At 40.4% G+C, this 25,738-nt stretch carries 25 protein-coding genes, 3 rRNA genes and 1 other annotated feature; of the genes, 4 read left to right on the forward strand and 24 right to left on the reverse strand.

From position 1 onward, the window contains the following. Window positions 1–14: 14 nt before the first annotated feature. The 16 genes from purH to PQQ29_RS09250 all read right to left on the reverse strand — a co-directional run bounded on the left by purH (window position 15) and on the right by PQQ29_RS09250 (window position 18,200). The gene (gene purH, locus PQQ29_RS09175) at window positions 15–1,544 is read right to left on the reverse strand and encodes a bifunctional phosphoribosylaminoimidazolecarboxamide formyltransferase/IMP cyclohydrolase (protein ID WP_003769065.1); all 1,530 of its coding nucleotides are present in this window, start codon (window positions 1,542–1,544) and stop codon (window positions 15–17) included. A gap of 5 nt (window positions 1,545–1,549) precedes the next feature. After that, window positions 1,550–2,116: a phosphoribosylglycinamide formyltransferase gene (purN, locus tag PQQ29_RS09180; protein ID WP_003762851.1), complete on the reverse strand. Its 567-nt coding sequence runs from the start codon at window positions 2,114–2,116 to the stop codon at window positions 1,550–1,552. Further along, the gene (purM, locus tag PQQ29_RS09185; RefSeq protein ID WP_003769067.1) at window positions 2,113–3,159 is read right to left on the reverse strand and encodes a phosphoribosylformylglycinamidine cyclo-ligase; all 1,047 of its coding nucleotides are present in this window, start codon (window positions 3,157–3,159) and stop codon (window positions 2,113–2,115) included. Before purM ends, purN begins: the two co-directional genes overlap by 4 nt. A gap of 18 nt (window positions 3,160–3,177) precedes the next feature. Then, window positions 3,178–4,605, reverse strand: coding sequence for an amidophosphoribosyltransferase (gene purF / locus PQQ29_RS09190; protein ID WP_003762854.1), 1,428 nt, complete (start codon window positions 4,603–4,605; stop codon window positions 3,178–3,180). Then, window positions 4,590–6,809, reverse strand: coding sequence for a phosphoribosylformylglycinamidine synthase subunit PurL (purL, locus tag PQQ29_RS09195; RefSeq protein ID WP_003769069.1), 2,220 nt, complete (start codon window positions 6,807–6,809; stop codon window positions 4,590–4,592). Before purL ends, purF begins: the two co-directional genes overlap by 16 nt. After that, window positions 6,802–7,485 carry a phosphoribosylformylglycinamidine synthase subunit PurQ gene (gene purQ, locus PQQ29_RS09200; RefSeq protein ID WP_010991003.1) on the reverse strand — a complete coding sequence of 228 codons (684 nt, stop codon included), beginning with the start codon at window positions 7,483–7,485 and terminating at the stop codon, window positions 6,802–6,804. The genes purL and purQ overlap by 8 nt, the downstream gene beginning before the upstream one ends. A 3-nt stretch (window positions 7,486–7,488) precedes the next feature. Continuing rightward, window positions 7,489–7,734 (reverse strand): phosphoribosylformylglycinamidine synthase subunit PurS, encoded by a 246-nt coding sequence (gene purS / locus PQQ29_RS09205; protein ID WP_003722248.1) that lies wholly within the window; start codon window positions 7,732–7,734, stop codon window positions 7,489–7,491. Between the two features lie 11 nt (window positions 7,735–7,745). Further along, entirely contained in the window at window positions 7,746–8,459 is a 714-nt protein-coding gene (gene purC, locus PQQ29_RS09210; protein WP_187984165.1) for a phosphoribosylaminoimidazolesuccinocarboxamide synthase, read from the reverse strand. A gap of 80 nt (window positions 8,460–8,539) precedes the next feature. After that, window positions 8,540–9,832: an adenylosuccinate lyase gene (gene purB, locus PQQ29_RS09215; RefSeq protein ID WP_003767385.1), complete on the reverse strand. Its 1,293-nt coding sequence runs from the start codon at window positions 9,830–9,832 to the stop codon at window positions 8,540–8,542. Between the two features lie 18 nt (window positions 9,833–9,850). Next, the gene (gene purK / locus PQQ29_RS09220) at window positions 9,851–10,975 is read right to left on the reverse strand and encodes a 5-(carboxyamino)imidazole ribonucleotide synthase (RefSeq protein WP_010991006.1); all 1,125 of its coding nucleotides are present in this window, start codon (window positions 10,973–10,975) and stop codon (window positions 9,851–9,853) included. Beyond that, the gene (gene purE, locus PQQ29_RS09225; protein ID WP_003762860.1) at window positions 10,968–11,456 is read right to left on the reverse strand and encodes a 5-(carboxyamino)imidazole ribonucleotide mutase; all 489 of its coding nucleotides are present in this window, start codon (window positions 11,454–11,456) and stop codon (window positions 10,968–10,970) included. Before purE ends, purK begins: the two co-directional genes overlap by 8 nt. 213 nt (window positions 11,457–11,669) lie before the next feature. Then, window positions 11,670–12,194 carry a DUF2179 domain-containing protein gene (locus PQQ29_RS09230; RefSeq protein ID WP_003762861.1) on the reverse strand — a complete coding sequence of 175 codons (525 nt, stop codon included), beginning with the start codon at window positions 12,192–12,194 and terminating at the stop codon, window positions 11,670–11,672. A 139-nt stretch (window positions 12,195–12,333) separates the two neighbouring features. After that, window positions 12,334–12,449 (reverse strand): 5S ribosomal RNA (gene rrf, locus PQQ29_RS09235). A 77-nt stretch (window positions 12,450–12,526) separates the two neighbouring features. Then, window positions 12,527–15,458 (reverse strand): 23S ribosomal RNA (locus PQQ29_RS09240). A 247-nt stretch (window positions 15,459–15,705) separates the two neighbouring features. Next, window positions 15,706–17,255: ribosomal RNA gene (locus tag PQQ29_RS09245) — 16S ribosomal RNA — on the reverse strand. The 16S, 23S and 5S rRNA genes sit together here, the layout of an rRNA operon. A 339-nt stretch (window positions 17,256–17,594) precedes the next feature. Continuing rightward, window positions 17,595–18,200, reverse strand: coding sequence for an HD domain-containing protein (locus PQQ29_RS09250; protein WP_003772443.1), 606 nt, complete (start codon window positions 18,198–18,200; stop codon window positions 17,595–17,597). Between the two features lie 64 nt (window positions 18,201–18,264). Here PQQ29_RS09250 and PQQ29_RS09255 point away from each other — a divergent pair, with 64 nt between their 5' ends. Continuing rightward, window positions 18,265–19,038, forward strand: coding sequence for an ABC transporter ATP-binding protein (locus PQQ29_RS09255; protein WP_010991007.1), 774 nt, complete (start codon window positions 18,265–18,267; stop codon window positions 19,036–19,038). Window positions 19,039–19,088: 50 nt separating this feature from the next. Then, the gene (locus PQQ29_RS09260) at window positions 19,089–19,445 is read left to right on the forward strand and encodes a hypothetical protein (RefSeq protein WP_010991008.1); all 357 of its coding nucleotides are present in this window, start codon (window positions 19,089–19,091) and stop codon (window positions 19,443–19,445) included. 23 nt (window positions 19,446–19,468) lie between these two features. Here the strand turns inward: PQQ29_RS09260 and pepT are convergent, their stop codons facing one another. Further along, the gene (gene pepT / locus PQQ29_RS09265) at window positions 19,469–20,701 is read right to left on the reverse strand and encodes a peptidase T (protein WP_010991009.1); all 1,233 of its coding nucleotides are present in this window, start codon (window positions 20,699–20,701) and stop codon (window positions 19,469–19,471) included. Window positions 20,702–20,758: 57 nt separating this feature from the next. Next, a complete protein-coding gene (locus PQQ29_RS09270) occupies window positions 20,759–21,289 on the reverse strand; it encodes a DUF1697 domain-containing protein (protein ID WP_010991010.1) in 531 nt (176 codons plus the stop codon). An 82-nt stretch (window positions 21,290–21,371) separates the two neighbouring features. Here PQQ29_RS09270 and PQQ29_RS09275 point away from each other — a divergent pair, with 82 nt between their 5' ends. Next, a complete protein-coding gene (locus PQQ29_RS09275; RefSeq protein WP_003767395.1) occupies window positions 21,372–22,127 on the forward strand; it encodes an exodeoxyribonuclease III in 756 nt (251 codons plus the stop codon). 40 nt (window positions 22,128–22,167) lie between these two features. Here PQQ29_RS09275 and rplT read toward each other — a convergent pair whose 3' ends face one another. The 4 genes from rplT to PQQ29_RS09295 all read right to left on the reverse strand — a co-directional run bounded on the left by rplT (window position 22,168) and on the right by PQQ29_RS09295 (window position 24,132). Beyond that, window positions 22,168–22,527 carry a 50S ribosomal protein L20 gene (gene rplT / locus PQQ29_RS09280; protein ID WP_003720097.1) on the reverse strand — a complete coding sequence of 120 codons (360 nt, stop codon included), beginning with the start codon at window positions 22,525–22,527 and terminating at the stop codon, window positions 22,168–22,170. 39 nt (window positions 22,528–22,566) lie between these two features. Further along, window positions 22,567–22,767: a 50S ribosomal protein L35 gene (gene rpmI / locus PQQ29_RS09285; RefSeq protein WP_003720098.1), complete on the reverse strand. Its 201-nt coding sequence runs from the start codon at window positions 22,765–22,767 to the stop codon at window positions 22,567–22,569. Between the two features lie 21 nt (window positions 22,768–22,788). Further along, complete coding sequence (gene infC, locus PQQ29_RS09290; RefSeq protein WP_010958948.1) at window positions 22,789–23,304, reverse strand: translation initiation factor IF-3; 516 nt, start codon at window positions 23,302–23,304, stop codon at window positions 22,789–22,791. Window positions 23,305–23,386: 82 nt separating this feature from the next. Then, window positions 23,387–23,525 (reverse strand) — a sequence feature (ribosomal protein L20 leader region). 73 nt (window positions 23,526–23,598) lie between these two features. Continuing rightward, window positions 23,599–24,132 (reverse strand): NAD(P)H-dependent oxidoreductase, encoded by a 534-nt coding sequence (locus tag PQQ29_RS09295; RefSeq protein WP_003772432.1) that lies wholly within the window; start codon window positions 24,130–24,132, stop codon window positions 23,599–23,601. A gap of 149 nt (window positions 24,133–24,281) precedes the next feature. On the opposite strand from PQQ29_RS09295, the gene PQQ29_RS09300 reads away from it, so the two are divergent. After that, the gene (locus PQQ29_RS09300; protein WP_003772428.1) at window positions 24,282–24,644 is read left to right on the forward strand and encodes a winged helix-turn-helix transcriptional regulator; all 363 of its coding nucleotides are present in this window, start codon (window positions 24,282–24,284) and stop codon (window positions 24,642–24,644) included. Window positions 24,645–24,675: 31 nt separating this feature from the next. On the opposite strand, the gene PQQ29_RS09305 is transcribed toward PQQ29_RS09300, so the two are convergent. Then, on the reverse strand, window positions 24,676–25,251 hold the full coding sequence (locus tag PQQ29_RS09305; RefSeq protein WP_187983954.1) for a VanZ family protein: 576 nt from the start codon (window positions 25,249–25,251) through the stop codon (window positions 24,676–24,678). A 101-nt stretch (window positions 25,252–25,352) separates the two neighbouring features. Beyond that, window positions 25,353–25,697, reverse strand: a complete 345-nt coding sequence (gene rplS, locus PQQ29_RS09310) for a 50S ribosomal protein L19 (protein WP_003762876.1) — start codon at window positions 25,695–25,697, stop codon at window positions 25,353–25,355. Window positions 25,698–25,738 lie beyond the last annotated feature (41 nt).

The raw sequence follows: 25,738 nt of genomic DNA on the forward strand, positions 1-25,738 counted from the left end.
CCTTTTTATGAGGATTAATGTTTGAAATGGCGTACATGAGTTAGAACCATGGAAATTCCATATTTATCAGCCATTGCAATTGATTCTTTATCTTTGATCGATCCACCAGGTTGAATAATCGCCGTAATACCTGCTTTTGCCGCAGCCTCAACTGTATCATCCATCGGGAAAAAGGCATCGGAGGCAAGTACAGCGCCTTTTGCTTTTTCACCAGCTTGTTCTAGCGCAATCAAGGCTGAACCGATTCGATTCATTTGACCAGCGCCAATTCCAAGCGTTTGTTTATCTGAGCCAACAACAATCGCGTTTGATTTGACATGTTTGACAATTTTCCACTGAGCAAGTAAAGCTTTCATTTCTGAGTTGGTTGGTTGTTTTTCTGTCACTACTTCATAACTTGTTGTATCTTCTACAAGAGCGTCATTCGCTTGGATAAGAAGTCCACCGTTAACAGAAGTTTTCTCAAAACCTTCCACGTTACCTGCAAATGGAACAGTTAACAAACGAATATTTTTCTTTTTCGCTAAAATCGCAAAACCTGCTTCGGAAAAACTTGGTGCAATAATGATTTCTAAGAAAATTTTACTCATATGTTCTGCCGTTTTCGCATCAACTTCTTTATTTAAAGCAACAATTCCACCAAAAATAGATATTTCATCTGCTTCGTAGGCTTTTAAATAAGCTTCTTCAATCGTTTCACCAACGCCAACTCCGCATGGATTCATGTGTTTTACTGCAACTGCCACTGGTTCTTTGAATTCACTAGCAATTTTAAGTGCCGCATCTGCATCGCGAATGTTGTTATAAGATAACTCTTTACCGTGCAACTGTTTCGCAGCACTAATCGAGTTTTCAACCGCACGTGGTTCTGTATAAAAAGCTGCATCTTGGTGAGGATTTTCACCGTAACGCAAAACTTGTTTTCGATTGTAAGTTAATGTTACTTTTTCTGGGAAAGTTTCACCGGTAACATCCGTTAAGTACTCTGCAATTAAAGCATCATAAGCTGCTGTGTGTCGAAATACTTTAGCAGCAAGACGTTGGCGCGTTTCAAAAGTAGTTGCGCCGTGTTCTTGTAGTTCTGTAAGTACTGTATCGTAGTCCGCTGTATCAACCACAACAGTTACCGCCGCATAATTTTTCGCAGCAGAACGTAACATCGAAGGTCCGCCAATATCAATGTTTTCAATCGCTTCTTCTAAAGTAACACCAGGTTTTTGAATCGTTTCTTGGAAAGGATACAAATTAACAATGACTAAATCAATTGGCTTAATATCATGTGCAGCAATTGCTTCCATATGTTCCGCCGTATCACGTCTTGCAAGCAAACCACCATGAATAGCTGGATGAAGCGTTTTTACTCGGCCATCAAGCATTTCTGGAAATTCGGTAACTGCTTCAATTCCCGTAACCGGTACGCCAGCTTGTTCAAATGCTGCTTTTGTCCCACCAGTTGAAATAATTTCTACACCAAGTTCTACTAATTTTTCTGCAAATGGCACGATGCCGTTTTTATCTGATACACTTATAAGCGCTCTTTTCATGATAATTAATCGTTCCCTCCATTTTGAATTAATCCTCGAATCACTTTTGGATAAAAAATATGTTCTACTTGATGAATTTTTTCAGCTAAACTGTCTGCTGTTTCTGTTTTAGCTACCACTACTTTGACCTGGTCAATCATTGGTCCTGTATCCATCCCGGCATCCACAAAATGAGCTGTAACACCGGTTTCTGATACTTTCGCTTCGATAGCTTGACCAATCGCATCTTTCCCTTTGAATGCAGGTAATAACGACGGATGCAAGTTAACAATTTGCTCAGGGAATTCCGCAAGTAACGTAGGCCCTATCAAGCGCATATAACCCGCAAGCACTAATAAATCAATTTCCAAACCGCGCAGTTCTAATAAAATTTCGGTTTCAAAAGCCTCTTTATCCGGATAATTTTTCACATCAAACAGGAAAACCGGAATATTTTGCTTGTTTGCGCGTTCTACAACATAGGCGTTTGGTTTATCACAGACAAGTAGCTTCACATGAGGCTTAATAAGCTCATCATCTACTAAAGCTTGAAAATTCGAGCCATTACCAGAAGCAAAAATAGCTATATTCATCCTTTTGCGCCTCCGAAAATAACGGCATCATCAGAACGTGTTGTTACTTCTCCAATAACATAAGCCGCTTCCCCGTTTTGAACGAGTACTTCTAATGTTTTTTCGACATCCTCTTTCGCAACTGCCAACACCATTCCGATACCCATATTGAAAATCTCATACATTTCAAGTTCGCTCAATTGACCGTATTTTTTCATTAAGTCAAAAATTGGAAGAACCGGCCACGAACCAAGCTCCACTTTGACAGCTAAATCATTTGTTAACATCCGTGGTAAATTCTCTACAAATCCGCCACCTGTCACATGAGTAATACCGTGAACATCCACTGCTTTTAAAACTTCTAAAACTGGCTTCACATAAATGCGTGTCGGCTTAAGTAACTCTTCCACAAGTGGCACATCTAGTTCCGTGAACGCTTCATTTAACTTAAAGTCATTGTCTTTAAAGAAAATTTTTCGGACTAGTGAGTAACCATTACTATGAATTCCGCTCGACGGGATACCAATGAGAGTATCTCCGGCTTTGACTGCACCTTCTGTAATCAGTTTCTTTTTCTCGACAGCTCCGACAGTAAAACCTGCTAAATCATAATCATCTGCCCCGTACATATCGGGCATTTCAGCAGTTTCCCCGCCAATTAAAGCCGCCCCAGCTTGTTCACAACCATCAGCTACCCCTTTAACAATTTGTTCCATTTTAACAGGATCTGTCTTCCCTGTTGCGATATAATCTAAGAAAAATAATGGCTCGGCACCTTGAGCTAAAATGTCATTCACGCACATTGCCACGCAGTCAATCCCAATCGTATCATGCTTATCTGCTTCAATAGCCAAAAGCAATTTTGTTCCAACACCATCTGTACCAGAAACAAGAACGGGTTCTTTTAAATTCAAACTACTTAAGTCAAACATTCCGCCAAAAGAACCAAGGGCACCCATTGCGCCCATCCGCTCTGTTCTAGCTACATGCTTTTTGATGCGCTCGACTACTTGATAGCCAGCATCTACGTCCACGCCTGCTTTACTATATGCATTCTCTGCCATTCGATTTGTCACTCCTCATTATTTTTCTGCTTCTAAGCTCGCTAAATATTCTGCTTCATAATCGTATAAAGGGGTCGGATAATCCCCGTTAAAATAAGCCATACAAAGTCCCCCATAAGGTTCGTTCGGATAAGGTCTGCCAATGGAATCTACTAAACCTTCTTCACTCAAATACTCTAAAGAATCTGCGCCAATAATACGGCAAATTTCATCAACAGAATAATTAGAAGCAATCAATTCATTTCGTGTTTGAATATCAATTCCATAAAAACAAGGATAAGCAAGTGGTGGAGAAGCGATTCTCACATGAACTTCCGCCGCGCCCGCTTCACGTAAAAGCTGGACAATGCGTTTACTTGTCGTCCCACGAACGATGGAATCATCAATCATGACAACTCGTTTACCTTCCACAACTCCTCGCACCGCAGAAAGCTTCATTCTAACCCCTTGTTCCCTAAGTTCTTGCGATGGCTGAATAAAAGTTCTTGCCACATATCTATTTTTGATGAGACCAAGTTCGTACGGCAGTCCGGCTTCTTCTGCATACCCAATCGCCGCAGAAATACTTGAATCCGGCACACCTGTTACTACATCCGCATCAATAAATGCTTCTTTTGCAAGTCTTTTCCCAGAACGCTTTCTAGCTGAGTGAACATTAATTCCAGCAATATTAGAGTCCGGACGAGCAAAATAAATATATTCCATACTACAAATCGAATGCGTCACATTTTCAGTGAATTTTTCAATCCGCAGTCCGTCATTATTAATAATAATCAGTTCACCTGGCTCCACATCACGGACAAATTCAGCACCAACCGTTTCAAAAGCACAAGTTTCAGAAGCAACTACATAAGAATCGCCAATTCGACCAATCGAAAGCGGTCTAAAGCCATTTGGATCAAGCGCGGCATACATTGTATCTTCTGTAAGCAGCATATATGCAAAGCCACCTTTGACCTTGTTTAAAGCTACTTTTAAATCTTCTACAAAATCACCAGTATGACTGCGTTTAATTAAATGCGCTAATACTTCCGTGTCCGAACTTGTTTGAAAGATAGCTCCTTCTTCTTCTAATTCGCGGCGTAAAGTCTTCGCATTCACTAAATTTCCATTATGCGCAAGTGCAAGTGAAGAACTGTGAAAATGAAATAAAAATGGTTGTACATTTCCTAAGTTTTTTTGACCAGCTGTCGCATAGCGAACGTGGCCAATTGCTGCCTTACCTTTTAAATCGTCTAGTTCACCGTGCTTAAATACATCTGCTAAAAGCCCTAGATTCCGATGCCCTTTTAACGTTTCTCCGTCTGTTGAAACAATTCCGGCACCTTCTTGACCGCGATGTTGTAAACTATGCAACCCATAGTAAGTGATTTCCGCTGCATTAGGATGATCCCAAATACCAAAAATACCACATTCTTCATTAAGTCCTTTTACTTCAGCAAGCATGGAATAGCCCCTTCCCAAATAGATCGTAAATCAGATGTACTCGCAGTTACTAGCTCTTCTTTATGTTTCACGCGAATCGTTTCATCTGCCGTTACTACACCAAGTCGATATACTTTTTCCAGTTCCATTAATTTAGCAAAAGCTGCTTCATTTTCTGGTTTTACAGATACTAAGAAACGTGATTGTGATTCACTGAATAGTTGATTCAACTCAAATGGTACTTCTACATCCGCACCAAGCCCTGCTTTAAATGTCGCTTCCGCAAGAGCAACACCAAACCCGCCTTCTGCTAAATCATGACTGGAAGCAACTAATCCTTCCTGAATCGCGGTTAGAAGTAATTGTTGGTATTTTTTCTCTGTCGCTAAATCTAATTCTGGCGCGCGTCCGCTAATTTTCCCTTGTTGTAATTTCTGTAATTCCGAGCCACTATATTCAGCTTTTGTTTCACCAATTAAGAAAATCACATCGCCACTATTTTTAAAATCTTGTGTCGTAATGTGTGCCAAATCCTCTACTAAACCAACCATCCCAATCACCGGCGTTGGATAAATTCCTGTACCATCTGTTTCATTATAAAGCGAAACATTTCCCGAAATGACTGGTGTATCAAGCTCTAGACAAGCTGCACTAATACCATCAGCTGCTTTTTCAATTTCCCAAAAAATTTCAGGTTTTTCAGGATTACCAAAATTAAGTCCATCTGTAATCGCGAGTGGTTTTCCGCCAGAACAAACGATATTGCGCGCCGCTTCCGCAACCGCTATCGCTCCGCCTACTTCTGGGTCAAGATACAAATAGCGCGAGTTACAGTCAGTTGTCATCGCAATCGCCTTCTCGGTTCCACGCACACGAACAATCGCCGCATCTGATCCGGGCACAACTGCTGTGTCTGTGCGCACTTGATAATCATATTGTTCATAAATATGTCGCTTACTAGCAATCGTTGGCTGAGCAAGTAACTCTTTCCACACACCAACCACATCATCAATAACCGGCACAAATGCTTCCTCTTCTTGGAAAGCTTGGTAACGAGCTGGTTCTTTCGAAGGTTTATGATAAACTGGCGCATCTTCTGCAAGCGCATCTACAGGAACATTCGCAACCACTTCACCGTGATGAATAATTTTATACATTTTATCGTCCGTTACTTTTCCAATCACAACTGCTTCTAAACCATATCGTTCAAATAAAGCTTGGATTTCTTCTACATGACCTTTTTTCACACATAGAAGCATCCGTTCTTGAGATTCAGAAAGTAACATTTCGTATGGCGTCATATGTAGTTCACGTTGCGGCACATCATCCATAATTAATTCTAGCCCAGCACCCGCTTTTGAAGCCATTTCAGAACTTGAGCTAACAAGCCCAGCAGCTCCCATATCTTGAATCCCAACTAAAATATCCGAATGATCACGAATCACATCTAAACAAGCCTCAAGCAACAATTTCTCCATAAAAGGATCGCCCACTTGTACAGCAGAACGTTGTTGTTCGCCTTCTTCACTAAACTCTACAGATGCAAAAGTGGCACCGTGAATCCCGTCACGACCAGTTTTAGCGCCAACATACATCACCGGGTTGCCAATTCCTTTAGCTTGCCCTTTTTGAATATCTTTTGCTTCAATTAAGCCAACACACATCGCATTTACTAATGGATTTTTAGTGTAACAAGGATCAAATTGGATTTCGCCGCCAACAGTTGGAATCCCAATCGAATTACCATATCCAGCAATCCCAGCAACAACTTCACTAACTAAGTACTTCGCATGTGGAGTATCTAGCTCACCAAAACGAAGCGAGTTCAGCATTGCAATCGGTCTAGCTCCCATCGAGAAAACATCACGAATAATTCCGCCGACACCAGTTGCAGCTCCTTGGTACGGCTCCACGTATGATGGATGATTATGACTTTCGACTTTAAAAGCAACACCTAAACCATCGCCAATATCAACAATCCCAGCACCTTCACCCGGTCCTTGCAAAACTTGTTTTCCTTCTGTAGGAAATTTCCGAAGTACTGGTTTAGAATTTTTATAGCTACAATGTTCCGACCACATAACAGAGAAAAGACCTGTTTCAGTATAATTAGGCTCGCGTCCAAGAATCGAACAAACAAGCTCATATTCACTATCCGTTAAACCCATTTCTTGATAAATCTTTTGTTCTTTAATTTCTTTTGTCGTTGGCTCCATGTTAGGCATTTACTTGTTCCTCCTTCCAAGCTTTTACAACGGACTCGAAAAGTCTTAAACCATCAGTGCCGCCAATAATATCTTCCACCGCGCGTTCTGGATGTGGCATCATTCCAAGCACATTCCCGCGTTCATTAACGATACCAGCAATATCTGCACGACTTCCATTTGGGTTCACGCTATCATATGTAAACACAATTTGATTATTGTCTTTTAATTTTAAAAGTGTTTCATCATCACAGTAATAATTACCTTCCCCGTGAGCAACTGGAACTTGAATAATTTCGCCTTCTTCATAAAGTCCAGTAAACATTGTATCGGCATTCGCCACACGAAGCGGCACCGTCTTACAAATAAAATGTAAATTATTGTTTCTAATTAAAGCTCCTGGTAGTAAACCAATTTCTGTTAAAATTTGAAATCCGTTACACACACCAAGCACTGGTTTTCCCATTTCAGCAAAGCGTAAAACTTCTGGCATAATACTTGAAAATTTCGCAATCGCACCAGTTCGCAAGTAATCTCCATAAGAAAATCCACCTGGAAGTAATACCGCATCAAAACCTGCAAGACTTGTTTCCGCATGCCAAACATATTCCGCCTCCTCACCAAGAGAATCGCGAATCGCATGTAGCATATCAAGGTCACAATTTGAACCTGGGAACTGAATGACAGCAAATTTCATCGTTTAAGCCTCCTCAATTTCATATCGGTAATCTTCCATCACCGGATTTGTTAACAGTTTGTCGCACATTTCATTCAACACTTCATGAATATCTCTATCTGACTTCGCTACTTTAAGTTCCATAAATTTACCAATACGGACATCTTCTACTTCTTCGTAACCCATGCTTTTCGCTGCGTCTTTTACTGCAACCCCTTGTGGATCTAATACGCTTTTCTTTAAAGTGACATAAACTTTGACATTATACATTTTGTGGCCTCCTAGTTTTGAACTTGCTTTAATCTATTCAATACTTCTGTATACACATCTGTTAAATTGCCAATATTCCGACGAAAGACATCCTTATCGAGCTTTTGATTTGTTTCCTTATCCCATAGTCTGCATGTATCTGGTGAAATTTCATCCGCCAGCAAAATATTTCCCGCTGCATCACGACCAAATTCTAATTTAAAATCAATGAGAGTAATATTCATTTGATTGAATAATTCTTGTAACACCTTATTAATCGAACGAGCAACCTGACGAATCGTGTCCATTTCATTTGTTGTCGCAATGTCTAAATAAAGCACATGATCATCATTAATAAACGGATCATCTAAGGCATCATCTTTATAATAAAATTCCACAATCGCATTTGGAATTTCCTCGCCTTCTTCTTTACCAAGACGTTTCGCAAGACTACCAGCCATCACATTACGAACAACAACTTCAAGTGGAATAATCGAAACTTCTTTAACAAGTTGTTCCGTTTCTGAAATCGCCCGAATAAAGTGACTCGAAATCCCTTCTTTTGCTAAATAAGAAAAAATAAGTGATGTAATCTGATTATTAAGTTCGCCTTTACCAGCAAAAGATTCTTTTCGAACACCATTTAGAGCAGTCGCATCATCCTTATATGCAACACGCAAGACCCCAGCCTCATCTGTTTTAAAAAGTCGTTTTGCTTTTCCTTCATACAACAGTTCATTAGTCACGATAATTTATCTCCTTATAAATTACTTAACCTCTTTGAAAAAACATATATCAAAGAGGTTAGGTTGTATTCTGTCCGTAATTATAATCCTAAGCGATCAAAAATTAAGTCGACATTCTTCAGGTGATAGTTGTAATCAAAGCAGTCTGCAATTTCTTCTGCAGATAGATTTTCAGTAATGGTTGCATCTTGTTCTACTAATTCACGGAATGGTACTTGTTTTTCCCAAGCTTCCATTGCTCTTGGTTGTACGACATCATAAGCTCTTTCTCGAGCTAAGCCTTTATCAATCAGCGCAAGTAGAACACGTTGCGAATAAATTAATCCTAGAGTTCTATCCATATTACGTTTCATATTTTCTGGGAATACCGTCAAGTTTTTCACAATATTACCAAAACGATTTAAAATATAATCTAATAAAATAGTAGAATCTGGTAAAATAATTCGTTCCGCTGAACTATGAGAAATATCACGTTCATGCCAAAGTGGTACATTTTCATAAGCAGTAACCATATGTCCACGAATAACGCGAGCTAACCCTGTTACATTTTCAGAACCAATTGGATTACGTTTATGCGGCATTGCGGATGAACCTTTTTGCCCTTTTGCAAAGAATTCTTCTACTTCGCGTACTTCACTTTTTTGTAGTGCACGTACTTCAACAGCAAATTTTTCGACAGAAGTGGCAATTAAAGCAAGCGTTGCAAGATATTCTGCGTGACGATCACGTTGCAATGTTTGCGTTGAAATCGGCGCTGGAGTAGTTCCTAATTTTTCACAAACATATGCTTCCACAAAAGGATCAATGTTAGCATAAGTCCCAACAGCTCCAGAAATTTTTCCGAACTCTACACCATCAGCAGCAAAGTTAAAACGTTCTAAATTACGTTTCATTTCCTCGTACCATAGAGCAAGTTTTAAACCAAAAGTTGTTGGCTCCGCGTGAACACCGTGCGTACGACCCATCGTTACTGTATATTTATGTTCTTTCGCTTTTTCGCCAATAATCGCAATGAAATTCTCCAAGTCTTTTCTTAAAATTTCATTTGCTTGTTTTAGTAAGTAAGAATTCGCTGTATCTACTACATCTGTTGAAGTTAAGCCATAATGCACCCATTTACGTTCCTCACCAAGAGACTCAGATACCGAACGAGTAAATGCTACTACATCATGTCTAGTTTCTAATTCGATTTCATGAATACGGTCGACATCAAACTTAGCATTCGCGCGAATTTTCTTTACATCTTCTTTTGGAATATCACCAAGCTCTGCCCACGCTTCACAAGCCAAAATTTCTACTTCTAACCAAGCTTGATAACGATTTTGTTCTGTCCAAATATTGCCCATTTCTTTACGAGTATAACGTTCTAACATCCTTTTTAATTCCTCCAGTTACTTCCAAATTTGCGTTTCTTCTATATCACTCAATACCGCTTTTGGTTCATCAGTCAAGATAGTTATATGACCCATTTTGCGATTGATTTTAGCTTCTTTTTTACCATAATAATGTACAAACCAATGTGGGTAATCTATCATTTGTTCATTCACTGCATCCACATGTTGTCCTAAAATATTGACCATTAATGCTGGTTTCAATAGCTCAGGTTTTACTAGCGGCAAGCCAACTATCGCACGAATATGCTGTGTGAACTGAGAAATCGAACAAGCCTCAATCGTAAAATGTCCTGAATTATGAGGTCTTGGAGCAAGTTCATTTACATAAATCGCCCCAGAACTAGTCACAAACATTTCTACAGCCAAAACACCACATAATTGAAGTACATCGGCTAATTTTTTGGCAATTTCTTCCGCTTCTTCATAGACATCCGCTGCCACTTTGGCCGGCGCAATAGTCGTATGCAAAATATTGTTTACATGAACATTTTCAGCTACGGGGAATGTTTCCACTTGTCCATTTAAGTTACGAGCAACAATGACAGAAATCTCTTTTTCAAAAGGAATCCAAGCTTCTAACACACAAGAACCGTAACGCAACAATTGTGCGGCATCCTCAATATCACTTGCACTGTGAATAACAACTTGTCCCTTTCCATCATATCCGCCTTGCGCTGTTTTTAAGACAGCCGGATAACCAATACTTCTTATCTCACTTTCGATTTCTTCTTTATCAACAATTACAGCATATGGGGCAATATTAATGTTAGCAGATTCTAAATACGCCTTTTCTAAAATTCTGTCTTGCGTAATCGAAAGTAATTCCGATCCTTGCGGAACAGATACTAAGTTTTGTGTCATTTTAAGCGCATCGTAGTCAATGTTTTCAAATTCATATGTCACAACATCTGCTTTTTCCGAAAGTTCACGTAAAGCTACTTTGTCATCATAATCAGCTACGATTTGTTCATCGCTTACTTGAGCAGCTGGACAATCTGCTGTAGGATCTAAAACAATAATTCGGTAACCCATTGCTTTTGCAGCTATTGCTAGCATACGTCCTAATTGTCCACCACCGATGATACCAATTGTACTATTTGTCAGTAAAAATTTTTTATCCAAGAGAATCACTACTTTCTAGAACTGTTTCTTCTAGTGTAGCACGTCTTTTTTGTAATCTGTTAGTAATTGCATCGTTTGTAATAGATAAAATTTGCGCCGCTAAAAGACCCGCATTGACTGCTCCACTTTCACCGATTGCAACAGTAGCAACAGGAACACCACCAGGCATTTGTACAATGGACAGTAGAGAATCCATTCCGCTTAACGCTTTTGACTTAATTGGCACACCAATAACAGGCAAAGTTGTTTTAGCAGCAACCATACCTGGCAAATGCGCCGCTCCTCCAGCGCCCGCAATAATAATTTTCAAACCACGTTCCCGCGCTTGTTCTGCATATTGAAACATTAAATCTGGTGTACGATGAGCAGAAACGACTTTTTTTTCATAAGCAATTTCAAGTTCATCCAATACATCACATGCTTTTTTCATTGTATCCCAATCTGAGGTACTCCCCATAATGACACCAATTTCCGCAGGCATTACGTGATCAACTCCTTCTTAATTTCATAATCTCTTTCGACTCCTTCATTCTAACAATAGCTATCATAAAAGTCAACGAAAAATCGAACATTTAATTGTTACGTTTTCTTAACGTTCGTGTTTTACTGTATTTTATTACTATTAGCGGTATTATGTAGCTCATTTCACTAAATAAATAAAAAAAAGAAGCTACCATGCTTGGTAAGCTTCTTCCTATTTTCTAACTTGTTTTATCCAAAAACCGCCATGAATTTGTTTTGGCTCAGATGAAACAATAAATGCTCCATTATCAATTTCAATAATTTGTTTATATAGTTTTCGTTCATTCTTTCTTTGAGTCAAAATTTCAAGCATCATACGCTCTCCATCACGCCCACTCGCAAGCCAACTAGTCACCCCGTAGCCTAAATCACGAATTTGATTCGGCAAATCTAAATTATATTCTTTCGTAATAACATTTACAGTGATATAACCTAAAGCAATTCGCTCTTCAATTTTCATTCCAACAATAATACCCACACCAAAACCTACTGCATAAGCTAAAACATTCGCTATGTTATTTAAATTATCTAATACCAAACTTAGTGCAACAACATAAATAATCATCTCAAATACACTCGAAAGTGCAGCTAAATAACGATATCCTTTCATCGTAAGTAGCAACCTTACCGTATAAATGGTCACATACAAAATATTTACAACAAAGATTGTAGCTACTATAAATATACCATTATCCACTAAAAAACACCCCTCCACCTAAAAAACTCCATTAAAAATTCTATTTAAGGGTCTTTTACTAATATAACATCCAATAAGATAGCTGACAAAGGAAACACTTCAACAAAAAAAGCCCTAAATAATTAGGACTTTTAATATTGCCCGGCAGCGACCTACTCTCGCAGGGGGAAGCCCCCAACTACCATTGGCGCAGAGAAGCTTAACTACCGTGTTCGGGATGGGAACGGGTGTGACCTTCTCGCCATAACTACCAGACAATATGCAGTTGTTGAAAGATTGCTCTCTCAAAACTAGAGAAGAAAGGGTTCAGTTAGGTAACTTCGTTTCATTTTTTGGTTAAGTCCTCGATCGATTAGTATTTGTCCGCTCCATGTATCGCTACACTTCCACTCCAAACCTATCTACCTGATCATCTTTCAGGGATCTTACTTTCCGAAGAAATGGGAAATCTCATCTTGAGGGGGGCTTCACGCTTAGATGCTTTCAGCGTTTATCCCTGCCACACATAGCTACCCAGCGATGCTCCTGGCGGAACAACTGGTACACCAGCGGTGTGTCCATCCCGGTCCTCTCGTACTAAGGACAGCTCCTCTCAAATTTCCTGCGCCCGCGACGGATAGGGACCGAACTGTCTCACGACGTTCTGAACCCAGCTCGCGTGCCGCTTTAATGGGCGAACAGCCCAACCCTTGGGACCGACTACAGCCCCAGGATGCGACGAGCCGACATCGAGGTGCCAAACCTCCCCGTCGATGTGGACTCTTGGGGGAGATAAGCCTGTTATCCCCGGGGTAGCTTTTATCCGTTGAGCGATGGCCCTTCCATGCGGAACCACCGGATCACTAAGCCCGACTTTCGTCCCTGCTCGACTTGTCAGTCTCGCAGTCAAGCTCCCTTGTGCCTTTACACTCTGCGAATGATTTCCATCCATTCTGAGGGAACCTTTGGGCGCCTCCGTTACTCTTTAGGAGGCGACCGCCCCAGTCAAACTGCCCACCTGACACTGTCTCCCCACGCGCTTAGCGTGGCGGGTTAGAATGGTCATACAGCCAGGGTAGTATCCCACCATTGCCTCCTCGTATGCTAGCGCACACGTCTCTTCGGCTCCTACCTATCCTGTACAAGCGGTACAAACATTCCATATCAGGTTGCAGTAAAGCTCCACGGGGTCTTTCCGTCCTGTCGCGGGTAACCTGCATCTTCACAGGTACTATAATTTCACCGAGTCTCTCGTTGAGACAGTGCCCAGATCGTTGCGCCTTTCGTGCGGGTCGGAACTTACCCGACAAGGAATTTCGCTACCTTAGGACCGTTATAGTTACGGCCGCCGTTTACTGGGGCTTCAATTCGTACCTTCGCCGAAGCTAAGCACTCCTCTTAACCTTCCAGCACCGGGCAGGCGTCAGCCCCTATACGTCACCTTACGGTTTTGCAGAGACCTGTGTTTTTGCTAAACAGTCGCCTGGGCCTATTCACTGCGGCTCTCTCGGGCTTGCACCCTAATAGAGCACCCCTTCTCCCGAAGTTACGGGGTCATTTTGCCGAGTTCCTTAACGAGAGTTCTCTCGCTCACCTTAGGATTCTCTCCTCATCTACCTGTGTCGGTTTGCGGTACGGGCAGTACTACTCTTCCTAGAGGCTTTTCTTGACAGCGTGAAATCAGGAACTTCCGTACTTAATTTCCTTCCCCATCACAGCTCATGCTTCGCAAGAAGCGGATTTGCCTACTTCTCACACTCACTGCTTGGACGCACATTTCCATTCGTGCGATTCCCTATCCTTCTGTGTCACCCCATCGGTTAAACAATTAGCACTGGTACAGGAATCTCTACCTGTTGTCCATCGCCTACGCCTATCGGCCTCGGCTTAGGTCCCGACTAACCCTGAGCGGACGAGCCTTCCTCAGGAAACCTTAGATATTCGGTGGAAGGGATTCTCACCCTTCTTTCGCTACTCATACCGGCATTCTCACTTCTAAGCGCTCCACCAGTCCTTCCGGTCTGACTTCACCGCCCTTAGAACGCTCTCCTACCACGAACCTCCGAAGAGGTTCATCCACAGTTTCGGTAATATGTTTAGCCCCGGTACATTTTCGGCGCGGGGTCACTCGACCAGTGAGCTATTACGCACTCTTTCAATGGTGGCTGCTTCTAAGCCAACATCCTGGTTGTCTAAGCAACCCCACATCCTTTTCCACTTAACATATATTTGGGGACCTTAACTGGTGGTCTGGGCTGTTTCCCTTTCGACTACGGATCTTATCACTCGCAGTCTGACTCCCGAGTATAAGTACATGGCATTCGGAGTTTATCTGAATTCGGTAACCCGAGAAGGGCCCCTAGTCCAAACAGTGCTCTACCTCCATGACTCTTTACCTCGAGGCTAGCCCTAAAGCTATTTCGGAGAGAACCAGCTATCTCCAAGTTCGATTGGAATTTCTCCGCTACCCACACCTCATCCCCGCACTTTTCAACGTGCGTGGGTTCGGACCTCCAGTAAGTATTACCTTACCTTCATCCTGGACATGGGTAGATCACCTGGTTTCGGGTCTACGACCTGTTACTTATGCGCCCTATTCAGACTCGCTTTCGCTACGGCTCCGCTTTTCCCGCTTAACCTTGCAACAAATCGTAACTCGCCGGTTCATTCTACAAAAGGCACGCTATCACCCATTAACGGGCTCTAACTACTTGTAGGCACACGGTTTCAGGAACTGTTTCACTCCCCTTCCGGGGTGCTTTTCACCTTTCCCTCACGGTACTGGTTCACTATCGGTCACTAGGGAGTATTTAGCCTTGGGAGATGGTCCTCCCGGATTCCGACGGAATTTCACGTGTTCCGCCGTACTCAGGATCCACTCTGGAGGGAAAGCCATTTCAACTACCGGGCTGTTACCGTCTTTGGCGGGCCTTTCCAGACCGCTTCATTTATAACTTTCTTTTGTAACTCCGTATAGAGTGTCCTACAACCCCAAGAAGCAAGCTTCTTGGTTTGGGCTCTTTCCGTTTCGCTCGCCGCTACTCAGGAAATCGATTTTTCTTTCTCTTCCTCCAGGTACTTAGATGTTTCAGTTCCCTGGGTCTGCCTTCCTCACGCTATGTATTCACGTAAGGATACTATCCGACTAAAGATAGTGGGTTCCCCCATTCGGAAATCTCTGGATCAACGCTTACGTACAGCTCCCCAAAGCATATCGGTGTTAGTCCCGTCCTTCTTCGGCTCCTAGTGCCAAGGCATCCACCGTGCGCCCTTTCTAACTTAACCAATTTACTTCTACGAAGTAAAGGTTGTTTTTCTGATGTTCCGTATCAGCGATGATACTTCTTATCAGATGAAAGATTCACTTTCAGATGATTCTCGGTTACTTGTGTCATAAATAATAAATTATCTATGCTAACTTTACTAACTTTCTTATCTAGTTTTCAAAGAACAAACATACTTGAGAAGTACTAACCTCTCAAAACTGAACAAATAGAGAAGAACGAAAACTCACAGGTTTCCTTTTCCTTAGAAAGGAGGTGATCCAGCCGCACCTTCCGATACGGCTACCTTGTTACGACTTCACCCCAATTATCTGTCCCACCTTCGGCGGCTGGCTCCATAAAGGTTACCCTACCGACTTCGGGTGTTACAAACTCTCGTGGTGTGACGGGCGGTGTGTACAAGGCCCGGGAACGTATTCACCGTGGCATGCTGATCCACGATTACTAGCGATTCCGGCTTCATGTAGGCGAGTTGCAGCCTACAATCCGAACTGAGAATGGTTTTATGGGATTGGCTCCACCTCGCGGCTTCGCGACCCTTTGTACCATCCATTGTAGCACGTGTGTAGCCCAGGTCATAAGGGGCATGATGATTTGACGTCATCCCCACCTTCCTCCGGCTTGCACCGGCAGTCACTTTAGAGTGCCCAACTAAATGCTGGCAACTAAAATCAAGGGTTGCGCTCGTTGCGGGACTTAACCCAACATCTCACGACACGAGCTGACGACAACCATGCACCACCTGTCACTTTGTCCCCGAAGGGAAAGCTCTGTCTCCAGAGTGGTCAAAGGATGTCAAGACCTGGTAAGGTTCTTCGCGTTGCTTCGAATTAAACCACATGCTCCACCGCTTGTGCGGGCCCCCGTCAATTCCTTTGAGTTTCAACCTTGCGGTCGTACTCCCCAGGCGGAGTGCTTAATGCGTTAGCTGCAGCACTAAGGGGCGGAAACCCCCTAACACTTAGCACTCATCGTTTACGGCGTGGACTACCAGGGTATCTAATCCTGTTTGCTCCCCACGCTTTCGCGCCTCAGCGTCAGTTACAGACCAGAGAGTCGCCTTCGCCACTGGTGTTCCTCCACATATCTACGCATTTCACCGCTACACGTGGAATTCCACTCTCCTCTTCTGCACTCCAGTCTTCCAGTTTCCAATGACCCTCCCCGGTTAAGCCGGGGGCTTTCACATCAGACTTAAAAGACCGCCTGCGCGCGCTTTACGCCCAATAAATCCGGACAACGCTTGCCACCTACGTATTACCGCGGCTGCTGGCACGTAGTTAGCCGTGGCTTTCTGGTTAGATACCGTCAAGGGACAAGCAGTTACTCTTATCCTTGTTCTTCTCTAACAACAGTACTTTACGATCCGAAAACCTTCTTCATACACGCGGCGTTGCTCCGTCAGACTTTCGTCCATTGCGGAAGATTCCCTACTGCTGCCTCCCGTAGGAGTCTGGGCCGTGTCTCAGTCCCAGTGTGGCCGATCACCCTCTCAGGTCGGCTATGCATCGTTGCCTTGGTAGGCCATTACCCTACCAACTAGCTAATGCACCGCGGGCCCATCTGTAAGCGATAGCCGAAACCATCTTTCAAGAGCGTGGCATGCGCCACACTCTATCATTCGGTATTAGCCCCGGTTTCCCGGAGTTATCCCCAACTTACAGGCAGGTTGCCCACGTGTTACTCACCCGTCCGCCACTAACTTTGGAAGAGCAAGCTCTTCCTCCGTTCGTTCGACTTGCATGTATTAGGCACGCCGCCAGCGTTCGTCCTGAGCCAGGATCAAACTCTCTTTAAAATATAAATTGAATTTGAATACTTATTCAACACCGTGAATAAGATTCCTTGCGTCAAATTGACTTCGCTAGCAATTAAATTACTAGTTTGTTTTTGTTGAAAACAGCTTTCTGTTTTCTGCCCTGCGATTACCAGTGAGACTTTACGTCTCATTGCTTTTCGTCTTCTTCTTTGTTCAGTTTTCAAAGGTCAGTTGCTTTGTTAACGCAACTTTTAAATCTTACCATAAAGTTTATATCGCGTCAACAACTAATTTTTAAATAGTTTTTGATGAATTATTTCGTATCAATTCAGCTTTATTATTATATAATACCTTTTCTATAAATACAAGTGTTTTTAATTATACTTTTAATTCTTTTTCTAATGCTTGTATAAAATCCTGCATAATTTTTTGTTTTTCTTTTGCTATAGTTTTGGCTGTTTCAGTGTTTAATTGATCTTTTATAAGGAGAAGTTTGTCGTAAAAGTGTTGTAATGTGGTGTTTTTTGGATTGTTCTGGTTAGCTATTTCTCGATTATGAGCGCCACCATAAGTGAAGGTTCTTGCTATGCCGATTGCTCCGATGGCATCTAAGCGATCTGCGTCTTGAACTATTTTTTCTTCTATTGTTAATGCTTTAAAAGTATTTTTTCCTTTTTTAAATGAAACTGATTGGATGATTCGGATGATTTTTTTGATTAGTTCTGATGGTATTTCTTTGGTTTCCATCCAATTGATTAGTGTTTTAGTTGCTTCCTGTTCGTCGGTTGTTAGTTTAATATCTGAGTAATCGTGGAATAGAGCGGCTAATTCTATAGTGAACAGGTCGCCACCTTCTTTTGATTGGATTTCTTTACTTAATTTCCATACTCTTTTTATATGAGACCAGTCATGGCCGGTCGTTTCATTTTCAAAATGAGAGTGCATCCAATTCTTTGCTGAAAGAATAATTTCTTCTTTATTCATTTTTTTTACTCCTTTTTATGTTATTTTTCATGTACAATGGTAGAAAATGGAAATGGGGTATTCGATGTTTGCATTTGAACATGTTTATTTAAAGCGTGAAAATAAAACTATCTTATCGGATATTAATTGGACCGTTAACGAAAAGGAAAACTGGGCTATTCTTGGGCTAAATGGCTCTGGGAAAACTACTTTGCTGCAGCTTCTAAATGGGTATCTTTGGCCTAGTAGTGGAAAGCTTCAAGTGCTTGGGCATGTTTTTGGACAGACTTCTTTACCTGAATTACGTAAATCAATTGGTTGGGTGAGTAATGCTTTAGATCATCAGCTGAAAGATTACGAGCTAAGTGAGCAAATTGTGCTTAGTGGTAAGTTTGCAAGTATTGGAATGTATGCGAAAGTGACAGATGTTGAGGTAAACCAAGCGAAAAAACTGCTGACTAATTGTGGTGGGGCCTCGCTTATTGGTAAAGCTTATAAAATCTTGTCACAAGGAGAACGACAAATTGTTTTAATTGCTCGTGCTTTGATGGCAAATCCTAAGTTACTGATTTTAGATGAACCTTGTAACGGACTTGATTTATTTGCGAAAAGTCGTTTATTAGAACGGATTAAAAAAATTGCTGAACGTCCTGATTCACCGACAATGCTTTTTGTCACGCATCATACAGAAGAAATTCTCCCCTGCTTTGATAATATCATTTTACTACGTGACGGGGAAATAACTCATCACGGGAAAACAGAAAAACTTTTGACAGAGGAAGTGCTTCAAGCGTTTTATCAAAAGCCTGTCGAGTTAATTCGTATTAAAGATGGTGCGATTGCGGTTTATCCGAAGTAAGTGGTATAGTAAGGTTACGAATAACGCGTATGTAAAAGGGGCGAAACAGTTTGTATAAAACTATGATTGCAAAAGCAGGCGCACGTGAGCTTCTTGGTATGGATACTAGCCTGATCTATGGTTCGTTTTCTTATGTAGTGGAAGGCGAATTAATGGATCTAACAGGACTTTGGATTTCAAATGAAGATGTTTTTATTTTTTACTTAGAAAATGAAGATGTTTACTTACTTAAGAAATTCGCATATGAAGACATAGAACTATTAGAGCAAAAAGTAAGTATTATCTCGATGACAAAAAAATTGATATTACATCTTAAAAATAGCGAAAAATATACATTGCTCGTTGCAAATGGAGAAGCAAAAGTGTTTGCAGCTAAAGTAAATGAACATATAAAAAAGGGAGTCTAACTAAATTAGACTCCCTTTTTAAATTATTCTTTTTCTTCAAATAAACGCGCTACTTCAATGATTACTTCGGTTGCTTTCACCATGCTTTCTAACGCGACGTATTCAAACTTACCGTGGAAATTTTCGCCGCCGCCAAAGATGTTTGGTGTTGGTAGTCCTTTGTATGAAAGTTGAGCTCCGTCTGTCCCACCGCGAATTGGGCTTATTTTTGGTTCTATATCTAGATTTCTCATTGCTGCACTCACTATGTCTACAATTTCTTTTACTGGTTCAATTTTTTCGCGCATGTTGTAATATTGATCATTCAGTTTTAATTCTACTGAACCTTCCCCATATTTTTCTGCTAGTTTTTCGGCGATACTTGCGATATGAGTTTTTCTTTCTACAAATTTCAGATGATCAAAATCGCGAATGATATAGTAAGATTTGGCTTGTTCCACATCACCGTTTAATGAGATTAAATGATAAAAGCCTTCATAGCCATCTGTATATTCAGGGGCTTCTTCTTTTGGAATCTCGGCATCGAATTCCATTGCCATTTTGACAGCATTAATCATTTTATTTTTGGCTGTTCCTGGATGCACACTATTTCCGTTAAAAGTAAGTTTCGCACCAGCTGCATTAAAGCTTTCATATTCTAGTTCGCCAAGTGGCCCACCGTCCATTGTGTAGGCATATTTGGCACCAAATGCTTCTACGTCAAAACGCTCTGGTCCTCGGCCGATTTCTTCATCGGGTGTAAAAGCTACGCGAATTTTACCATGCTTGATTTCGGGGTGATTGATTAAATAATTCATTGCCACCATAATTTCTGTAATTCCTGCTTTATCATCCGCGCCAAGCAATGTTGTTCCGTCTGTTGTAATAAGCGTTTTTCCTTTGTAATTAGCTAGTTCTGGAAATTGTTTAGGTGACAGTACGACATTTAGGTCTTTATTTAGAACGATGTCTTTACCATCATAGTTTTCATGCACTTGTGGGTTTACATTTTTTCCAGTTAAGTCAGTGGCAGTGTCTAAATGAGCTAAAAACCCGATAACTGGTACTTCTTTCGTTGTATTAGAAGGAAGTGTTGCCATTACATAACCGAATTCATCTACTGTTACTTCTTGCATACCGATTTCTTTTAGTTCTGTAACGAGAATGTTCGCTAGTTCCATTTGTCCTGGCGTTGTTGGACAAACTGTGCTTTCTTCATTTGACTGTGTATCTACTTTTACATATTTTGTAAATCGTTTTAATAGTTCTTCTTTCATTTCTATCACTCCCTCAGATTGATTCTTTTTCATTATAAACTTGATTTTCAAAAAATTCTATTCCTGACTGTCGAGTAGTGTTAGTAATTTAGCGGTTGTTCGCCAGTTTCGCGTTGTCGTTAGTGTTTTTTTATATTCTCCGAGAAAAACAGGCAATTTTAATTGATGGATTTGGTTTGAGAAAACGTGGATATATAACGCTCGGCCGATTGCGATTACTTCGGCTTGAGTATTTTTTTGTTTAGGAATATCAATATTTTCATTGTAAAAAGCAATCATCCAACGTTCTTCTTCACCAATTATTTCTGGTGGAAATGGGTTGTTTTTGATGATTGTTTTGTAGTTTTGTTCTGAAAAAACGAATACATCGATGGATAAATTGAAGCTCGCTAAAATTACTTCTGTTATTTTTGCTGCTACTTCGGTTTCTGTCTGTAAATTAGAACTTAGAACGAGGTTGCCGCTTTGGATATAGGTTGTTACATTTTGGAATCCCTCTTCTTGTAAGGCTGCTTTTAAATTTTTCATGTTCACTTTATTTTTCCCTGCGACATTTACGGCTCTTAGTAAAGCAACGTATTTTTCCATTCTAGTCCCTCCCAATCGTTTAACTACATTATAGCATGTTACTTACGTTATAATAGTTCTATTAGAGATGGGAGGTTTTTGGATGAAATTAATTTCTTGGAATGTAAACGGGCTTCGTGCAGCTGTGAAAAAAGGTTTTTTGGAGTATTTTGAAGAAGTTGATGCTGATATATTTTGCTTACAAGAAACAAAATTACAAGAAGGTCAAATTGAACTTGATTTACCTGCGTATAAAGATTATTGGAATTATGCCGTAAAAAAAGGTTATTCAGGTACTGCCATTTTTACAAAAGTTGAGCCATTATCGGTGCAATATGGTTTAGGTGTCCCGGAACATGATACTGAAGGTCGCGTAATCACGCTTGAATTTGAAGATTTTTATATGGTAACGGTTTATACACCAAATTCGCAAGCTGAGTTAAAACGATTAGATTATCGTATGACGTTTGAGGATGCGATTTTAGAATATGTCAAAAACTTGGATAAAACGAAGCCGGTTGTGCTTTGTGGTGATTTGAATGTTGCGCACGAAGAAATTGATTTGAAAAATCCGAAGACAAATCGCAAAAATGCCGGATTCTCGGACGAGGAACGCGCAAAATTTTCTGCGTTTTTAGACGCTGGTTTTATTGATAGTTTCCGTTATTTTTATCCTGATTTGACCGACGCTTATTCTTGGTGGTCTTATCGAATGAACGCGCGTGCTAGGAACACTGGTTGGCGGATTGATTATTTTGTTGTTTCGGAACGTTTGAAAGATAAGTTAGTGGATGCGAAAATTCATGCGGATGTGCTTGGTTCGGATCATTGTCCAGTTGAGCTAGAACTTAATTTATAACATAAAAAAATCCTCACTTGTTGGAGTGAGGATTTTTGAATTATTTAGCTAATGCTTTTTTTGCTGAATCAGCAAGTGTGTTAAATGAAGCAATATCATTTACTGCTAAGTCTGCAAGCATTTTACGGTTAATATCAATACCAGCTAATTTTAAGCCGTGCATTAATTTGCTGTAAGAAAGATCTTGCATACGAGCTGCCGCATTGATACGTGCGATCCATAATCTACGGAAATCACGTTTCTTTTGACGACGATCTCTATAAGCATATTGGTAAGATTTCATTACCGCTTGGTTAGCTACTTTGAATAATAAATGTTTAGAGCCGTAATACCCTTTGGCTAATTTAACTATCTTTTTACGACGTTTGCGTGTTACTGTTCCGCCTTTTACGCGTGGCATATTGTCTACCTCCTAGAATTTACAAAAATGTTGTTTCTCTTATTTCATTTTAGCGACCATTTGACGAATACGTTTGAAGTCGCCAGCTGATACCATTGCTGATTTACGCAATTTACGTTTTTGTTTTTGGGATTTGTTAGCGAACATATGGCTTGTGAAACCGTGTCTGCGTTTTAATTTTCCAGATCCTGTTCTCTTGAAACGTTTAGCGGAACCGCGGTGGGTTTTCATTTTTGGCATGAATATTTCCTCCTCAAAACTTTACTTTTCATGAAGTGGTGCTAGGACTAAGAACATGGAACGTCCGTCCATTTTTGGTCTTTGCTCAATTGTACAAAGGTCTTCGCACGCTTTTGCAAAACGGTCAAGCACCTTCTGACCGATTTCTTTGTGTGTAATGGCACGACCTTTAAAACGGATAGAGCATTTTACTTTATCGCCTTTTTCAAGGAATTTACGTGCATTACGTAGCTTCGTATCAAAATCATGTTCGTCAATTGTTGGACTTAAACGAACTTCCTTCATTACGATGACTTTTTGGTTCTTACGGGCTTCTTTATCTTTCTTCTGTTGTTCAAAACGGAATTTACCGTAGTCCATAATACGAGCTACTGGCGGTTTCGCTGTTGGAGCAACAAGCACTAGATCAAGATTAGCCTTTTCAGCAATTTGAAGCGCATCGATTTTACTCTTCACGCCTAATTGTTCACCGTCTTGGTCGATCAATCTTACTTCACGTGCACGAATCCCATCGTTTACCAACATGTCTTTGCTAATGGTGAGCCACCTCCACTTAATTTTGTTACAACAAGATAGAAAATAGCTGTTCAAATCTGCGGCCTGCTAACTCGTTCGTTCAGAGGCCATAAAAAAACGGGCTGCTTTTCAGCAATCCCGCACATTCAAAATCGCGTAAGTTACGCGACGAAAGTTTGAATTTTTTGCCTGAAAACGTTCGTGTTAACGAGGCGAGAAGCGGGTTGCTTCTTCTTTCTTGTTTAATAACCTTACTTACTATATCATATGGGATTTTTGGTGTCAAGGTGAATTATTAGAAATATACTCAGAAAGCTAATTTAACGTTTTAATAAACTTGTTTGCATACACATACGCATTTTCTACTATTTCTTCATCTGTGACTTCAAAGGAGCTGCCATATATCGTGTGGGCCCCTCTATAGTCAGCTCGAATGTGGTTTATTGTTGCTCGAAATGGTGTAAGTAATGTGTCTAGTGAATAGCCAATTGGTGCATCTTCTTTATAATTATATTTTTTATCGCCAATTGAAACTGCAAGAGCAAGCTTTTTCCCAGCCATCTTGTCCCCTTTTGAGCCGTAAGCCCAGCCATACGAAAAGACATCATCGAACCATTTTTTTAATAACGGCGGGTAGCTGTACCAATAAAATGGAAATTGGATAATGACTTTATCGTAGTTTTGCAATTGTTGTTGTTCAAAGGTTACATCAATATCCCAGTTAGGATAAACTTCATATAACTCATGAATTGCCACCTCTTCTGTACTTTTTAAAAGTGCTTCTTTCCAAACTCTATTTACGCGTGAATTTTCGATATTCGGATGTGCGATAATAACTAATGTTTTCATTCGATTACTCCTTTATTCTATCGTTATTATTTATCGTAATTTAGTTTTGAAAGAAAGTAAATACACACTCGAAAGTGGCTTAGTTACTTGTAAGTAAGTGTCTATAAGTGGTATTATTTGCAAGTATCTAAATCGGAGGAGGAAAACAAATGAAAGTTTATAATTTAGGTGTAGAAGCTACACTCGATATTATGGGTGGAAAATGGAAACCCTTGATTATTTGTTTTCTTGCTCAAGGGACTAAGCGGACTGGGGAGCTGCAAAGATGTATTCCGAAAATATCACAGAAGGTTCTAGTTCAGCAACTAAGGGAATTAGAGAGAGATGGGATTATTGATCGTACGGTTTATAATGAGCTTCCACCTAAAGTCGAGTATAGTATAACTGCTTACGGGCTTACTTTAAATGCTATAGTTGATACAATGTGTCAGTGGGGAAAAGAAAATATCGCACTTAGAAACAGCCAAGGAGAACCAGTGACACTAATCGAAAAATCTTATAACCTTCAGTAAATAAATCGAAAAAAACGGCTAGGGTTATATACTAGCTGTTTTTTTCTACAATTGGGCATAAATTCATTTTTCTTAATACAGGTCGAATTATAACATAAACTATGTAGCCGAAAATCCCGCCAGAAAAGTTCAATATTAAATCATCAATGTCTACAAATTTAAAAGGCGCTTGATAAATAAGGTCTTGTAATAACTGGGCAAATTCAATCCCAACGGTTGCTATAAAACTTATAGCGAAAACACTTTTCCATGTTAATTTTGGAAAACATAATGGTAAAAGTATTCCGAGGGGAACAAACATAATAAAATTTGCGACTATTTGGAAACTAGCATATTCTCTCCCTTCCATAAACATTTCGCCTATGGAATTAAATGGTATTAAATTCATATAGGAACCAGTTGCATATTTTTTTGTATCCTCAATTAGAAAAGAATCTAGCATAATAGGAAACATCGTAAACTTGATTACTCCACACGTATACACATAAAAACAAGTCTTGAAGAAAATTGTTTTTTTTGTGTCGTGCCTTTTCAACCATCTCCATAAGAAAAAGACAATATATATAATTAAAGCGATTGTTATTACTAATCCAGAAAATCTAAGCATAATAGTTCTCCTAATCTGTAGTTAATATTCTTTCGGATGTTTGTCTAATAATTAGTAAAACAAAAACCCTTGATTTCTCAAGGGTTTCAGCCGTTAAATGATTAACGAATTTCTTTAATACGAGCCGCTTTACCACGTAGGTTACGTAGGTAGTAAAGTTTCGCACGACGTACTTTACCACGACGGATAACTTCTAATTTCGCGATACGTGGAGTATGTACTGGGAAAGTACGTTCCACACCAACACCGTTAGAAATTTTACGAACAGTGAAAGTTTCGCTGATTCCAGCTCCGCGACGTTTGATTACAACGCCTTCGAATAATTGGATACGTTCGCGAGTACCTTCGACTACTTTCGCATGTACACGTACAGTATCACCCGGACGGAAACTTGGAACATCTGGGTTTAGTTGACTTTTTGTGATTTCATCAATCAGTTTGTTCATGTTTTTCTCTCCTTCCAACAAACATTCATTCATATTAATAA

Source organism: Listeria innocua, assembly GCF_028596125.1.
Lineage (GTDB): Bacteria > Bacillota > Bacilli > Lactobacillales > Listeriaceae > Listeria > Listeria innocua.